The organism is Rheinheimera baltica DSM 14885, assembly GCF_000425345.1.
GTDB lineage: Bacteria > Pseudomonadota > Gammaproteobacteria > Enterobacterales > Alteromonadaceae > Alishewanella > Alishewanella baltica.
The window spans coordinates 25,210-40,085 of record NZ_AUDG01000039.1; the positions used below are offsets into that span (position 1 = coordinate 25,210).

The window sequence follows — 14,876 nt, forward strand, 5'->3', positions numbered from 1 at the left end:
ATCAGCCTCGTAGTAAATATTCAATGCTTTGTTTTAACAGCGGTTTACCCAAAGTGGTTAAAATAGACTCCGGGTGAAACTGGTAACCCAACATTCGTTTATCTTCGTTTATCACTGCCATAGGAATATGGCGCTCACTGGCCAGTACCTGCAACACATTGGGCATTTCGGTTGCCATCAGGGAATGATAACGCGCGACTAAAAAGGGGTTAGGTAAGCCAGTAAAAACGGGATGTTCTTGTAGCCTAATGGCTGAGGTTTTACCGTGCACCGTTTCTCCTGCGCGACCCACTACACCACCAAAGTGCTCTACTATGGCTTGATGTCCCAGGCAGATACCTAAAATGGGAAACTTGCCTTCGCACAGTTTCACTAATGCTGGCATAGAGCCGGCTGAAGCCGGACTGCCGGGGCCTGGGGATAATACCAACAACACGGGTTCGGTTTCGGCTTGCATTTGTTGGCAAATGTAATCTGCCGGTACGGTGTTACGATACAATTTAACCGCATAGCCCAGTTGGGCAAATTCATCCACCAGGTTGTAGGTGAAGGAGTCTATGTTATCAAGCAAGTAAATAACGGCCATAGTTTACCCCTTAACCGGTGTGTGTGATGACAAAATGGCGTTTATTACGGCCTGTGCTTTGCTTCGCGTTTCATCAGCTTCAGCTTGCGCGACGGAGTCAAACACGACACCGGCCCCAGCCTGAATATAGGCGGTGTCATTTGTAATATAAGCAGAGCGAATAACAATACAGCTGTCAAAATCACCGTTTCCTGACAAATAACCTACAGCACCGCCATAACTGCCGCGACGTTTACCTTCAACACCGCGAATAAGCTCTGCTGCTTTTACTTTAGGCGCACCCACTAATGTGCCCATGTTCATACAGGCTTGATAGGCATGCAGCGCATCCAGCCCAGGTTTTAGTGTGCCAACCACGCGCGAAACTAAGTGCATTACGTAAGAATAGCGGTCTACTTTAAGTAGCTCTTTTACATAACGGCTGCCGGGAACACTGATCCTCGCTACGTCGTTACGGGCTAAATCAACCAACATTAGATGCTCAGCCTTTTCTTTTTCATCCTGGCGCAGCTCCAGTTCAATACGGCTATCCAGATCGCGGTCTATGCTGCCATCGGCTTTAAAGCCGCGACGGCGTGTGCCGGCTATTGGATAAATTTCAACCTGGCGGCTTTGGGCATCAAATTTTAATGCTGACTCTGGCGAGGCACCAAATAACGTAAAGGCCGTATCTTTTAAGTAAAACATGTAAGGGCTGGGATTTTGCTGCTTTAAACGCGCATAGGCGGCTAATGGATCAGGGCAGGGTAGACGAAAACAGCGAGATGGTACCACCTGAAAAATATCGCCGGCGACAATGTTTTGTTTTAGCTTTTCAACCTGCTGAATAAAGTCAGCATCACTGATATCGACCTCAACTTGGGTAGTTATTGGCGCGGGAGCCGGTGTGTTAGTGGGAGCTGCTTGCAGCAATTGTTTAAGTTGTTCCAGCCGCTTTCCAATAACAAAGCAGTTAGCTGGCGCATGTTCGCCACAAAATACATTACCAACAAGGCGGCTTTGGCCGGTTTGATGATCCAGCACCAATAAGGTTTCGGCCAGATAAAACACATAATCCGGGCATTGGTTCTCTGCTGCTGGTACTTCGGGTAGCTGTTCAACGCAAGCCACCATGTCATAACCGATAACACCACCTAAAAATACCCCGAATGGTTCATCGCCATGGCATTGCAGTTCGTGTTGTAGTGTGCGTAACACACTAAAGGCGTTAGGAGCATTAAGCCGGGCGTTTTCTTCCAGTAATAACGCTGGGCGCTGGTATGTCAGCGTTAGTTGTTGCTGCTGTTGCTCAACAATGGCATCGCGGCGTAATTTTTCAGCCAGATAAGGCAATAACACGGCGCCGTTATTACTGACTGCGCTAATAACTACGGTTTGGTCATTACACTCTATGCGCAGCGCGGCATCAATGAGTAACAAACTTTTTAAATTGTCTTTGCTGTCTATCTCAGCAGACTCTAACAGCAATGAATACGGGCTTTGTGCTGTCAGGGTCTGATAGCAGGCCAGTGCATCGCTTTGATACTGCAATTGCATGGCAATGCTGGCAACTTCGCCTGGCGTATCGGTGATATGACTAAAAATCATGCTTTAGTTTATCCTTGTAATTCAACTGTATAACTTAACAATGTTTTTTATTCAGCCGGTTTGCACAATTTTGCAGGCACATAAAAAAAGCCCGCTTCTTGTGGAAACGGGCTTCGGTAATTAAAGCTAATACAACGCCTACACACGCCCGTTAGGAATGTGCCACCACCAGTTAGTCAGGTTTAGGGTTGTGATAAATTGCATTAGCTTTGGTTACCTTAATATTTGTGCCACACATAAAACCGCAAAACAGTGGTAGGCGTCAAGTGCTTATTTGTTATAACACAGAATTAAAAACGTATAAGCGGCTATATGGCCAGAGAGTTCGCTATGAGATGCTTAACGACATCCTGTTCAGTAACTTGCCGTTACGGTGAACTGGGTTGGCACGTTATTCGTATAGACAACATTATGGAAAATATCTGAGGTAACTATGTTTGGCTGGTTAAAAACAAATCCGATAAAAAAACTTCGGAAAGCCTATGATCAAAAACTTGAGCAAGCCATGCATGCCCAACGTAATGGCGATATGCGGCTTTATGCAGATTTAACCGCTGAAAGTGAGCAAATCTGGCAGCAGATACAGCAACTAGAACAATCAACAACTTAAGTACTTCAGAGATAAGCGAGTCAAATGCTTATCAGCATCATGTTAATTTTTTTAATTTTCTGCTTCCTGTTAATGGTAAAAATAGGTAATTTACTGTTTTTAATGTTGGCAGAATAAAGGGAATTACTTTGAGGTATCTGTTGCTAATCTGTGTGACGCTTTGCACAAGTTGTGTGTCAAATTCAGATAATCGTAGTGCGAAAAACGTAAAGCAAGTTAATCAAATCGCTGTAAAAATGTTAGTTGATCAGAGTGCAGCGTTTTCCAAAATGAGTACCGATACCATTTGGGCTCGTGAGATTTTTCTATTCCGCCACGCATCAGATCTGACGTCCCAACTTAACTATGTCAATGCCAATAAGCGCCTTGAAAGTGCAACCAGCGATGATATCTGCAGTGAGCAGTACAACGAACCTGTTTCACAAATGTTGCAGTACAACAAGAGTAGCCTGGTGGCAAACTACTTTAAGTTTGCCTGTGCTGAGCAATTAGGGCAGCAAGCTTTAGCTGAAAAGTATATGTCTGATTTATCAGGTATATTACAGGCGATGCTGCTTGAAGGAGATGGAGTTAGTGCCGAGCATCCCATCATAATAAGAGAGTTAAATGAAGCCTATGTAATGTTGCCGTTGGCCGGCCTCGACATTATTAATATTGAAATACTTATCGATAACGACACTTTCCTATACCGCGTGCTGTGTAAGGATCAGCAAACAGGCGAGCAATCATTTCGCTATCTATCTAATTTTAGCTTGTTTAAATCGGTTGCAGAAAATGACATTAAAAAAATTAGCAACCGCACTATCCTCAATCAGATTTTATCGTTATACATCGATCAAAAATTTGACGCGGCGCTCTATTCGCAGTCGCGTTATTTTATGGAGCAGAAAAAGTTTGCAGAAGCTAATAATACATTAGCCTCTGTCGGGCAAGGCGATGGATTAAGGCTTGCCCTACAAGCAGAAATTTTTCTGATGCAAGGCGACAAAGCTGGCCTTGAGACAATTTTGCCAACACTGCTAAGCGCTCATCAAAATGGTCATGCGGCGGTGAGTGCTGTGCTAGCACAATGGTTATTGCTTCAAGACGAACACGCTTCAGCTGCCAATGACAGCAAGGCGCTGTTGCTGGAAACCGGCGATGAAAGCCAGTTACTGGTACACTACCAGTATCTATTTGAATTTCTATTGTTATCTGATGACTACTTAGCGCAAATTGGTCGTTTCTTAGGTGACACTCCAACAGATACCCAGTTACAGGCGATACATCAAGCCGCAACTACTTTGATGCAAGCAGGCGAAGCGCTGCATCAAACAAAGTACTTAAATGTTACAAATCTCCTGGTCGACCTAAATTACGCTGCCGCCCAGTTTGATATGGCCTGGATTAAACTACGTGGCAAATTTGGCGTAACAAAAAATATTGCCCTTGGCCTATCTTTGCTACAACAGGCAGCTGGCGCGGGGTATGCCGATGCACTACTCGACAGTGGTTGGTTGGCGTCAAGCGGGGAGTTTGGAACAGATATCAATAAAAATAAAGCGCTAAGCAGCTATCAACAAGCAGCGGCAGCCGGCAGTGCTGTAGCGTTACGCAATTTAGCGTTTTACTACCGCGATGGTGAAATTGTCGACTTAAGTATAGATAAAGCGAAAGAAATGTTAGAGCAGTCGATAAATATGGGGTTGGGGGAAGCGTATTGCCTTCTTGGCAACTTGTACCAATTTCGGTTGAAGTCGACCGATTACGAAAAAATTGAACAGCTCTATTGGTCAGGTATTCTCGCTAATGATGGTAATACCAACAAAGCAATAGAGTGTCAGTATGGTTTAGCTGTTTTAGGCCGCAACGTAGCTAAAAATGGCCCGCAAGCAGAATATTGGTTCAAACGTGCTGGTGAAAGCGATTCGATCAGTGCTTACAACGCATTAGGCTGGATGTATCAACATGGCGAGCTTGTTAACATAAATGTCAACCTTGCGGTTGAAGCGTATCAGAAAGCAATTGATTTGGGCGATGCCACCGCACCAGCAAACTTAGGTTATCTGTATGAAATGGGCGAGTTAGTTGATAAAGACTTAAATAAAGCCGCCGACTTATACCAGTTGGCTGCTGAGCGGAAAGATGGCGTGGGCATGAACAATCTTGCCACGTTCTACTTAAACGGAACCGTGGTACAGCAGAGCATCAAAAAAGCACTTCAATTATATGAAGAAGCTAGTTTGGCAGGCATTGGTTTGGCGAGTATGAATCTTGCCATCCTTTATGGCAATGGTGATGTTGTAACCAAAGATTTACGCCTCTCCTGTGATTATTATGAACGTGCTGTAACACAGCACTATGATGATGCGTATCGGCCATTGGCGAAATGTTTTGAGAAAGGTGAGGGGCGTCCACAGAGCTATTCCAAAGCGCTTAACTTTTATGAACATGCGGTGATCAATGGTCAGAGACTTGCACAGAATGAACTGGTCAATATGTTATTAACTCAATATCAAGTTGCTGCTGATTCCCAGCCTGTTATTGACGTACTTACACGCATGGCTGTGGCGCAAGATATTGACGTAAATACCTACCTTGGTCATTTTTATTATTTTGGAGTTAACGGTATAAAATACCTTGACCTTGCACGGCAATACTACGAAAAAGGCCATCAACAGCAAAATGCTGGGGCTATAAATAATCTAGCTGAAATGTACCGTTATGGTCAGAGTGTTGAGGTCGATATTGGCAAAGCAATCACTCTCTATCAAAAGGCTTTCAATCTAAACAGCAGTCACGCTGCATTTAACCTCAGCGAACTTTACGAAACAGGTACTGGCGTGCCACAGGATAGTATTGTAGCGTTTAATTATGCCAAATTCGCTGCAGAGCAAGGGTTGATTGACGGTATGTTCCGTACAGCTGAAATGTACAGATTAGGCGATGGTGTGGTGGCAAATATTGAACAAGCCAACGTGTGGTACAAGCAAGCTGCTGAGCAAGGTCTAGCTGTTGCGATGTATCAGTGGGGGGTGAATTTGGTTGAAGGTATTGGTGTTGAAGCGGACCCGCAATTGGGTCGATCTTATTTAAGACAAGCTGCAAAAAAGGGTAATGAAAAAGCAAAATCTTATCTCGCAGCAGGTGTAACAGCATTAGGAAACGTGGCAGCATGAAAAAATATCTGAACTGCTTTATGTTGTTAATACTATGCTGTGGTCATCATGCTACAGCGGCAGATGCCTCAGAGCATCTAACAGAAGGCTTTAAATATCAGATTTCAAAAGTACCTGATTGGGTTATCGCACATCAGATTCCATCTGACGTTAGTAATAGTATTAAACAAGGTGCGGTGAGTTATCTTTTGAATGATGAGCAGCTGACATTACGAAATGCCGATTTTAAACGATACCGTCATAGTGCTGTGAGTGCCAACACTAAACAAGGCCTGGAGCAGGTTTCAAGTTTTGACATCTATTTTTCACCAGAATTCCAAACTCTTGATTTGCATTATATTCGGGTTGTTCGGGATGGCAAATTACGGGATGTCACGGCTACGGCGGATATCAGGTTGGTGCAACCAGAGCAAGAGAGTGAGCGCAACATATATAATGGTCTGGTTGCTGCAATGATTTTGTTAAGTGATGTGCAAGTTGGTGATCAGATTGAATATGCTTACACCATTAATGGCACAAACCCGATTTATGGAACGAAATATTTTGCGTCTTTTTCAACGCAATGGAGTGTTGCGGTGGCGCAGGCATATGTACGCGTATTGACGGATGCAGCTAGGCCTTTAAATATTCGGGTAAACAATTCAGATAACACAGTTGATAAAAGGCAGCAGCATGAACTTGTCGAATATACCTGGCAGCAAACTGGGGTGCCTGCATTAGATGATGAAGGACAATACCCAGGTTGGTATTCGCCGTATGCTTATATAGAAGTGTCTGAATTTTCAAACTGGCAGGATGTCGTTAACTGGGCTTTACCGCTTTACGATTCAGTACCACTGGCCAACGAAGCGCTGTTGGCGTTGGAGCAGAAGTGGCAGCTTGAAAGCCATTCAAAACAAGAATATGTCGAGAAAGTAATACACTTTGTACAGAACCAGATTAGGTATTTTGGTATCGAAATAGGCAGTAACACTCATAAACCTTATTCCGCAGATGAAGTGTTTGAACGAAAATATGGTGACTGTAAAGATAAAACAAATTTGATGATAACGTTGCTAAGACGTGCAGGCATTGATGCTTATCCTGCGCTGGTATCCAGTTATCTTGGTACCGACTTGGCAAACCATCTGCCAGCACCAGGCGCTTTTGATCATGTAATTACTTATTTCACTCTAAATGGCACGGCTTATTGGGTTGATGGTACTCGCAGCCAACAATTTGGACCACTGGAAGCCGCCGGCGAACAATACTTTTCGCGAGCGCTGTTGGTTAAACCAACTACGACTGACCTTACTATTATTCCTGAACCTGTGTTACGCAAAAACAGCGAGCGTACAGAGGAGCATTTTAGCGCTAGTAATTATGATGGCAATGTGACCTTACAGACTGTTTTTGAGTTTCAGGGTGACAATGCTGAGTATTATCGCTCGGCATTGCAGCGCATGGGGCAACAAGATTACGAAAAACATCTGCAAAATTATTATCAGCGGCAGTTTCCAGGTGCTGAGTTAATGACCGGGCTTACTATTAAAGATGATCGCGAACGTAACAGTATGCTAGTCACGGCGAGTTTCAGTATTAGTAATTTTTGGGACAATGAACAAAATAAAATAGAGTTACCTCTGTATGCTGAATCATTATTGTCGTTTGCAGAGCTGCCTGACAGGGTTAAGCGTAAAATGCCATTAGCCCTGGAGCAAGATGTCATAGCACAGCACATTGTCAGTTTTCAGCTACCTGAGATTGTTCACTGGCAATTAGACGAACAGCCACTGACAATTGAAGCTGATGCTATGATCTACAGTCGCTCTGTGGCATTGCAGCCAACAAAGATATCGGTAACACATCATTATCAAAGTAAGAAAGATCACGTTAGCAGTAACCAGATTGACCAGCATATTCGTGCGCTTAAAAAGCTGCTTGAATCGATATATTTTTCTGTATCGATAAGTGATAGTAGTAAATCACCTGACAGCAAAGAGCAGCAATTACGTCAACGTTTTCAGAAACTGCTAAATAAAGTGTAACGCTCGTCGATCTCTGTTGGTGTTAGTGAGTTCATTCTAGCGACTGTTAAAGGCGCTTTATGGAAACCGCAGCGTGTGAGACAATGGCCGCCTTATTTTGAGGTGCCAATGAAAATTGATTTACACAGCCATACCCTGTGCTCGGACGGCGTATTATCGCCAGCCGAACTGGTGGCGCGCGCAGCGGAAAAGGGCGTGGATGCGCTGGCAATTACTGACCATGACACCGTGGCAGGCCTTGCCGCTGCAAGGCAAGCAATTAACGAGCAGCAATTATCGCTGCAATTAATTAATGGTGTGGAAATTTCTTCCAGCTGGCAGCAACTGGAAATTCATATCGTTGGCTTAAATGTTAACCCGCAATGTCCGGTATTTTTGCAGCGTTTAGCGACACAGCAACAGGCTCGCCTTGAACGGGCCGAGGAAATGGCACGCCGGCTGGCTAAAAACCAAATTCCGGATGTCTTGCCTGCAGTATTGGAACTGGCGAATGGGGCGGCATTAACGCGCACGCATTTTGCCCGGCATTTGGTCAGTATTGGTAAAGCCAGTTCGATGAATAATGTGTTTAAAAAATACTTAGGTCGCGGCAAAATTGGCTATGTGCCTAATAATTGGGTTGAAATGGCAGAAGCTATTCAATGGATCCATGATGCCGGTGGAGAAGCAGTACTGGCGCATCCGCTAAAATATAAGTTAACAACAAAATGGGTAAAACGCTTGGCTGAGCAGTTTGCGGCCGCCGGTGGCGATGCAATTGAAGTTATTTCGCCACAACAAACCCCAGTGCAAAAACGCGAATTATGGGCGCTGTGTCAGTTGCATAACTTAACTGCTTCTGTCGGTTCTGATTTTCATCAGGTAACAACTTGGAATGATATTGGAAAAAACCTATATTTAACCGATGATGTTTTACCGGTGTGGGCCAGTTGGCCGTTACATGCCTCAGCGAATGCGGCTGTGTAAGCCACTAATTATATTTAAGAAGAACAAACATGAGCCAATTTTTTCATATTCACCCTGAAACACCGCAACAGCGTTTATTAAAGCAAGCGGTGCAAATTATTCAGCAAGGCGGTGTGGTTATTTACCCAACCGACAGTGGCTATGCACTGGGGTGCCATGTTGGCGATAAAAACGCGATGGCGCGTATTTTACAAATTCGCCAGGTTAGCGGTGATCATCATTTTACGCTGATGTGCAGCGATTTATCTGAGCTGTCGGTATATGCCAAGGTTGAAAATAGCGCTTTTCGCTTAATTAAAAACAACACACCAGGCGCCTATACGTTTATTTTGCGTGGCACCAAAGAGGTGCCTAAGCGCTTGTTAAATGAGAAAAAGAAAACCATAGGTTTACGTATTCCAGAAAACAAAGTGGCATTGGCGCTACTAGCTGAGTTGGGCGAGCCTTTGCTTAGTACCAGCCTGATATTACCTGGCGAAGAATTTGCCGAAAGTGATCCGGAAGAAATGCGCGCAAGGCTGGAAAAGCAGGTCGATTTAATTATGCATGGCGGTATTATTGGTGAAGACCCTACAACGGTTGTTGATCTGTCAGATGACGACCCGCAGGTATTGCGCGAAGGCCGTGGTGACCCTGCGCCATTTCGTTAAGCACTGATTGCAAGAGCGCCCCTTGAGCGATATTCTGCCAGATAGCCTAACCCTGCAGCAGCCATTGCCGTTGGCTTTTGTCCGCGGCGAAGCGGTACTGGATAGGCCGGAAGATTTATATATACCACCGGATGCGCTGGAAATTCTGCTGGATGCATTTGAGGGGCCGCTGGATTTTTTGCTTTACCTTATTCGTAAACACAAATTTGATATTGTCGACTTGCCCGTAAACGAAATTACTCTGCAGTATATGGAATATATTGACCTGATGCAGGGCCTTAATTTTGAGTTGGCTGCAGAATATCTGGTCATGGCGGCTATGCTGGCGGAAATTAAATCACGGCTGTTGTTGCCAATACATCGCACAGTAGAAGATGAAGAAGCCGACCCACGCGCTGAACTGATACGCCGGCTGCAGGAGTACGAGGTTTTTAAGCGCGCTGCCACCGAGCTTGATAGCCTGCCACGGGATGAGCGTGATCACTTTAATGCCAATGCGGTATTGGCGGATAATTTCGCCCCGCTGCTTATTCTACCTGACGTTGATCTAGCCGAGCTGACACTGGCGCTAAAAGACATTGTAAAACGGGCAAAAGATTTTCAGCATCACCATATTAAACGTGAGCATTTATCTACCCGCGAACGTATGAGCCGAATTTTAGATTTACTCAGTCAGCATCAGGGCTATCTGGACTTTTCAGCCTGCTTTGACGTTAGTGAAGGCCGCGAAGGTGTGGTTGTCACATTTTTAGCCATACTGGAACTAACCAAAGAAAAACTGGTGGAGATTATTCAGGTGGAGGCGTACGGCCAAATTCATGTCAAATTGAAGGAAGCTGAGGCATAATGGCGGATAAAATTAATGACGTGCAGCTAATGCAGCTGGTAGAGGCCGCTATTTTTGCCGCTGATAAGCCATTAACTGCGGATGATCTGCAAGCCACAGTGCTGGATGGCTTTAATGTTAGCAAAAAACGTCTTAGCAGTACGCTTGAGCGATTGATACAAGATTACGCCGGGCGCGGTGTAACGTTAAGTGAAACTGCCTCTGGCTATCGTTTTATTACCAAGCCCGAACTAAGTGATTATTTAGCCAGGCTTTGGCCAGAGCGATCGCCACGTTATTCCCGCGCTGTACTGGAAACACTGGCATTAATTGCCTATCGCCAGCCCATTACCCGCGGTGAGATTGAAGATATCCGTGGTGTATCGGTAAGTAGTCAGATTATGCGCACCTTACTGGAGCGTGACTGGGTTAAGGTGGTGGGCCACAAAGAAGTGCCGGGGCGCCCCGGCTTATATGCCACCACAAAAGCATTTTTAGATTACTTTGGTTTAAAACATTTAAACCAATTACCCCCCTTGCCAGAATTTCAGGCTATTAGCCTGGATCTGGCTGACACCGTCGTGACGACAGGAGAATTGCACTAATGAGTGAAAAAGCAGGTAGCGAAAAGCTACAAAAAGTATTGGCCCGGGCTGGCGTAGGTTCACGCCGTGAAATGGAAGAATGGATAAGTAGCGGCCGCGTTACGGTTGACGGTAAACCGGCAACCTTAGGTGACCGGATAAGTCCGAATCAGCAAGTACGGGTTGATGGTCATCCGGTGCAAATTGCCAGTGAAGCAGAGCAAATTTGCCGTGTGCTGGCGTACCACAAACCGGAAGGCGAAATTTGTTCGCGTACCGACCCAGAAGGCCGGCCCACGGTATTTTCGCGTTTACCTAATATAAAGGGTGCGCGTTGGATAGCCATTGGCCGTCTTGATATTAATACCTCAGGTTTATTGCTATTCACCACTGACGGTGAATTGGCCAACCGTTTGATGCACCCTAAATTTGAAGTAGAGCGTGAATACGCGGTACGGGTATTTGGCGATGTAAACGATGCAATGATCCAGCGTCTGCGCATTGGTGTTGAACTGGAAGACGGCAAAGCCAACTTTAAAAAGATTAAAGCCTTACCAGGCGAAGGCATAAACCGTTGGTTCCATGTGGTGCTAACCGAAGGGCGCAACCGTGAAGTTCGCCGGATGTGGGAATCACAAGGTGCTGTTGTCAGCCGTTTAATTCGGGTGCGCTACGGTGATTTATTGCTGCCAAAACACTTACCGGCAGGTGGTTATGCCGAGTACCCACTGGATGATGTTAACTACCTGCGTAAGTTAGTCAGCTTAGCACCAGAAGTGGCTACTTTGGTTAAACCGGAAGACCGTGACGAACGCCGCCGTCGCATGGCCAGTATGAAACGTGCAGTGCGTAAGCACGATATTGCCGCTAAAACACCTGAACGCACGCCAAAAGAACGCAAGCCTGCCGAAGCACGGACTAAACCTGATGGCGCTAAACCCGCCGGACGTCGCGGACCGGCAGCCCCTAAAGGTAAAGCGCCTAAGCGCCAACCAACCGGCAAAAAGCCAAGCCGTGAAGGTAGAAATTAATAAAAACAAAGGCGCGTAAAGCGCCTTTGTTGTTTTCAATACCTGTTGTGATATTTAAGGGGTATAGATTGTTCTTGGCATAGCAAGCAGGGTGGTTAGTGCAATTAAGCCCCCTACAACAGCAATTAGCGGGCCAATGATACCGCCGCCTATCTGAAAGTAACCCATTGCAGAGCCTGCAATCATCATAACTAAACCGATTTTTTTAAAAAATGCAGCCTTACTACTTTCATGGTTCCATTGTTTGCAATTAGCGCACTGCAGCATAAAAATGCCGTTAACGTTTTGATTCGCTGCAGCGTGCTTTAAATTAATATTGTGGCCGCAGGCCGGGCATTGCAGTAATTTCATCAATGCATCTCCCTAACCAATCTGAAGCCGAGAGAGGGGGATTTATCATCAACAGAGAATCCGTGCCGGGCAGATAATCGCGTATTGTGTGCCCGGCTGGAGTAATCTCCCCCTTTGATAATACGGTATTCACAATCGCCGGTTTTTACTGGTGTTGTGTCATTAGAACGGTTTTTTTCATCATCACAATCCATTCCCCATTCTGCCACGTTAGAGGTTACGTCATACAGGCCATACGGGTTTGCATTATAACGACCGGATATCCAAGGCTGAGCTGCTTCAGTGCCAGCTTTGCAGCCGCCGATATCGCGGTCACAATGCTCTTTACTCTGAATGTACTCGTTGCCCCACCAGTAAATTGTTTTTGTGCCAGCTCTGGCGGCATATTCCCACTCGGTTTCTGAAGGTAAGCGGTAATATTGATTCGTTTGCTCCGTTAACCATTTTGCGTAAGCTGTCGCATCCATCCAACTGACATTAATCACTGGCATATCGCCGCGCCCCCAGCCTCTATCATCCGGTAATTTACGATTAGTGGCGTTAGCAAACTTATCGTACTGAGCAAAAGTAACTTCAGCGCGGGTTATGGCAAAAACCGTGTTATTTTTTATGCTGCGCTGCGGGCCATGATAACCGATTGAAGACGTGTATTCTTCACCGGCAATACCTGCCCCTGCCGGGATAACACTTAGCTGCGGCCCGTCAATGCCATCGCTGAGCTTATCGGCAAAAAACTCAGCGCTATAAGGGGCTGGATTGCCACACGACGTGATTAATGATGAAAGTGCTAACACGGTAAATATGTTTCTCAGTAATGACATTTTTTTCCTATTCATTAACGCTGTAACCGATAACAAAGCTACTGGCACTTTCGGCTAACCGCTTTCGCATTGTTTTTTATAACAACTTGTGCATAATGCCCGTTATTTTTTTACAAGGTGGCGCGTTGTTTAGTTAGGCTTGGCGCTGTCAGTTACGATTAGGGTAAGTCTGCAAATTGAAAGCCATCAATAAATATTCTATAGCAATTGTGCTACCTATTTTAAGTATGTTTATTTGGTTCGCATTAAAGCCAGCGTCAGAATCTTTTGACCCTGAATGTGCCTCAAATGCTTATGTTATGAACCAGTTTTCATACATGAATGGTAGGGATTATTGCTAATAAAGTAGAGATTGATACAGTTCCTGATGCGCTTCCTAAACATTTGCAATCTTTTCTTAAGGAAGCTATGTCGCTCCCCATCGACGCTACAGATGCTCAAGTAAAAGCGGTATTTCCGTCATCACCTAAAGTTAGCAATATAGTTGAATCAAGATTTTTTAAACTTAACACTAAAGATGCACTGTTTAGTATTAGTAAACATGCTGGTTGTATCTTTGAAATAGATCTGGTTGCCAATGACGATGAAATGATCTCTGTATGGCATAGAAGTCATGCTCCATCATCGGGTACTTCTTCTCAAAACCAACCTGAAAATAGTTGCCAATACTCTGAGCGAACAGGACAAAAAATAATTTATTATAAAAATGGAATTATTAGCCCAGAAGCAAAACATGTTGGCGTATTGCCTAAAGCAGTTTCAAAATTATTTACTGATTTTCAGAAATTTAATTACCGGCGGGATAATCTTTATAAAGTCATTGGAACTCCTATTAGCCAAGAAAACCAGTTGCTCTGGCGAATTGAAGATGTGGAAATTGGACAAATTTCAGTAAGTGTTGAAACTGAAAAAAATTGTGAAAAGTCACTTTCAATAAGCTGGAAAAGTCTAACTGGTGAACATCAACTAGTAAAAGAGAATAGTTATAATACTGAAAGCTAAGCTCAGAGCACGAAATAGGTTATTCTCTGAGATTCATTTGTAATAGTACTTGTAAAAATGTCCTTCACTGATCTTTTAACCCTATTTGTCATTGCTGTAGCGGTGTTACTCACCGGTATTTCCAAATCCGGTTTTGCTGGTGCTATTGGTGGTATTACCGTGCCGTTAATGTCGCTGGTTATTAGCCCGGCGCTGGCGGCGGCGCTGTTGCTGCCCATTTTGATTATTGCTGATGTGCTAAGCCTGCGGCAGTGGTGGGGGCAGCAAAGTAATCAGCACTTGTGGTTACTTGTGCCAGCAGCACTACTGGGTATTGTGGTAGGTTATGTTAGCTTTGGTTGGTTGGATGAAAACGGATTGCGCTTGTTGCTAGGCGTTAGTGCGTCAAGCAAAGCTTGATGCATCTTGCAGGGTGTAAGTCCCTGTCGGGTAAGGTGTAACTGACCACCCGTATCGAGTGTTGCGCCTATGGCGGAGCCAGTATTTTTTTTACTGACGAACAAGATAGGTGAAGCGTACACAGAGAATTAGTTAGGCCACAGGGGATACGTGTCCCTGAAGGTTGGTATCGCTTCGATAAGCACAATCTGACTGACGAGGTTTGTAACGCCACCGAAGTCCATGCAAAGCAGCCGTTAAAGTGAGGCTGTGACGAGTCAGCGGAGTTATCAAGCCGT

The 14,876-nt window shown here is 44.9% G+C and carries 14 protein-coding genes; 10 read left to right on the top strand and 4 right to left on the bottom strand.

The features are described 5' to 3' along the window. Position 1: 1 nt before the first annotated feature. Positions 2-586 carry an aminodeoxychorismate/anthranilate synthase component II gene (locus H595_RS0113185; RefSeq protein WP_027671636.1) on the bottom strand — a complete coding sequence of 195 codons (585 nt, stop codon included), beginning with the start codon at positions 584-586 and terminating at the stop codon, positions 2-4. Between the two features lie 3 nt (positions 587-589). Further along, positions 590-2,173: an anthranilate synthase component 1 gene (locus H595_RS0113190; RefSeq protein WP_027671637.1), complete on the bottom strand. Its 1,584-nt coding sequence runs from the start codon at positions 2,171-2,173 to the stop codon at positions 590-592. 433 nt (positions 2,174-2,606) lie between these two features. Between H595_RS0113190 and H595_RS24145 the strand changes: the two genes are divergently transcribed. From H595_RS24145 to rluB, 8 genes are all read left to right on the top strand, one after another. Further along, the gene (locus tag H595_RS24145; protein ID WP_156885983.1) at positions 2,607-2,783 is read left to right on the top strand and encodes a DUF6435 family protein; all 177 of its coding nucleotides are present in this window, start codon (positions 2,607-2,609) and stop codon (positions 2,781-2,783) included. 173 nt (positions 2,784-2,956) lie between these two features. Then, positions 2,957-5,941 (top strand): tetratricopeptide repeat protein, encoded by a 2,985-nt coding sequence (locus H595_RS0113205; RefSeq protein ID WP_027671638.1) that lies wholly within the window; start codon positions 2,957-2,959, stop codon positions 5,939-5,941. Further along, a complete protein-coding gene (locus tag H595_RS0113210; protein WP_027671639.1) occupies positions 5,938-7,968 on the top strand; it encodes a DUF3857 domain-containing transglutaminase family protein in 2,031 nt (676 codons plus the stop codon). The genes H595_RS0113205 and H595_RS0113210 overlap by 4 nt, the downstream gene beginning before the upstream one ends. A 108-nt stretch (positions 7,969-8,076) precedes the next feature. Next, entirely contained in the window at positions 8,077-8,934 is an 858-nt protein-coding gene (gene rnm / locus H595_RS0113215; RefSeq protein ID WP_027671640.1) for an RNase RNM, read from the top strand. A gap of 29 nt (positions 8,935-8,963) precedes the next feature. After that, positions 8,964-9,584: an L-threonylcarbamoyladenylate synthase gene (locus H595_RS0113220; RefSeq protein WP_027671641.1), complete on the top strand. Its 621-nt coding sequence runs from the start codon at positions 8,964-8,966 to the stop codon at positions 9,582-9,584. 22 nt (positions 9,585-9,606) lie between these two features. Then, complete coding sequence (locus H595_RS0113225) at positions 9,607-10,431, top strand: segregation and condensation protein A (protein ID WP_027671642.1); 825 nt, start codon at positions 9,607-9,609, stop codon at positions 10,429-10,431. Further along, on the top strand, positions 10,431-11,015 hold the full coding sequence (gene scpB / locus H595_RS0113230) for an SMC-Scp complex subunit ScpB (RefSeq protein ID WP_027671643.1): 585 nt from the start codon (positions 10,431-10,433) through the stop codon (positions 11,013-11,015). Before H595_RS0113225 ends, scpB begins: the two co-directional genes overlap by 1 nt. Continuing rightward, complete coding sequence (gene rluB / locus H595_RS0113235; RefSeq protein ID WP_027671644.1) at positions 11,015-12,025, top strand: 23S rRNA pseudouridine(2605) synthase RluB; 1,011 nt, start codon at positions 11,015-11,017, stop codon at positions 12,023-12,025. Before scpB ends, rluB begins: the two co-directional genes overlap by 1 nt. A 54-nt stretch (positions 12,026-12,079) precedes the next feature. Here rluB and H595_RS0113240 read toward each other — a convergent pair whose 3' ends face one another. Together H595_RS0113240 and H595_RS22330 are read right to left on the bottom strand one after the other, a co-directional pair. Continuing rightward, complete coding sequence (locus H595_RS0113240) at positions 12,080-12,376, bottom strand: hypothetical protein (protein ID WP_027671645.1); 297 nt, start codon at positions 12,374-12,376, stop codon at positions 12,080-12,082. After that, positions 12,376-13,197, bottom strand: a complete 822-nt coding sequence (locus tag H595_RS22330) for a formylglycine-generating enzyme family protein (RefSeq protein ID WP_051219889.1) — start codon at positions 13,195-13,197, stop codon at positions 12,376-12,378. The genes H595_RS0113240 and H595_RS22330 overlap by 1 nt, the downstream gene beginning before the upstream one ends. 321 nt (positions 13,198-13,518) lie before the next feature. Between H595_RS22330 and H595_RS0113250 the strand changes: the two genes are divergently transcribed. Both H595_RS0113250 and H595_RS22335 read left to right on the top strand, forming a co-directional pair. Then, complete coding sequence (locus tag H595_RS0113250) at positions 13,519-14,199, top strand: hypothetical protein (protein ID WP_027671646.1); 681 nt, start codon at positions 13,519-13,521, stop codon at positions 14,197-14,199. Positions 14,200-14,256: 57 nt separating this feature from the next. Continuing rightward, positions 14,257-14,598 carry a TSUP family transporter gene (locus tag H595_RS22335; protein WP_240474897.1) on the top strand — a complete coding sequence of 114 codons (342 nt, stop codon included), beginning with the start codon at positions 14,257-14,259 and terminating at the stop codon, positions 14,596-14,598. Positions 14,599-14,876: the final 278 nt, after the last annotated feature.

Bases quoted from the DNA above. Each gene is read 5' to 3' on its own strand.
- H595_RS22335 (WP_240474897.1), top strand. From the start codon at position 14,257: ATGTCCTTCACTGATCTTTTAACCCTATTTGTCATTGCTGTAGCGGTG.
- H595_RS22330 (WP_051219889.1), bottom strand. From the start codon at position 13,197: ATGTCATTACTGAGAAACATATTTACCGTGTTAGCACTTTCATCATTA.
- H595_RS0113190 (WP_027671637.1), bottom strand. From the start codon at position 2,173: ATGATTTTTAGTCATATCACCGATACGCCAGGCGAAGTTGCCAGCATT.
- rnm (WP_027671640.1), top strand. From the start codon at position 8,077: ATGAAAATTGATTTACACAGCCATACCCTGTGCTCGGACGGCGTATTA.
- scpB (WP_027671643.1), top strand. From the start codon at position 10,431: ATGGCGGATAAAATTAATGACGTGCAGCTAATGCAGCTGGTAGAGGCC.
- H595_RS0113240 (WP_027671645.1), bottom strand. From the start codon at position 12,376: ATGAAATTACTGCAATGCCCGGCCTGCGGCCACAATATTAATTTAAAG.
- H595_RS0113185 (WP_027671636.1), bottom strand. From the start codon at position 586: ATGGCCGTTATTTACTTGCTTGATAACATAGACTCCTTCACCTACAAC.
- H595_RS0113250 (WP_027671646.1), top strand. From the start codon at position 13,519: ATGGTAGGGATTATTGCTAATAAAGTAGAGATTGATACAGTTCCTGAT.
- H595_RS0113210 (WP_027671639.1), top strand. From the start codon at position 5,938: ATGAAAAAATATCTGAACTGCTTTATGTTGTTAATACTATGCTGTGGT.
- H595_RS24145 (WP_156885983.1), top strand. From the start codon at position 2,607: ATGTTTGGCTGGTTAAAAACAAATCCGATAAAAAAACTTCGGAAAGCC.
- rluB (WP_027671644.1), top strand. From the start codon at position 11,015: ATGAGTGAAAAAGCAGGTAGCGAAAAGCTACAAAAAGTATTGGCCCGG.
- H595_RS0113220 (WP_027671641.1), top strand. From the start codon at position 8,964: ATGAGCCAATTTTTTCATATTCACCCTGAAACACCGCAACAGCGTTTA.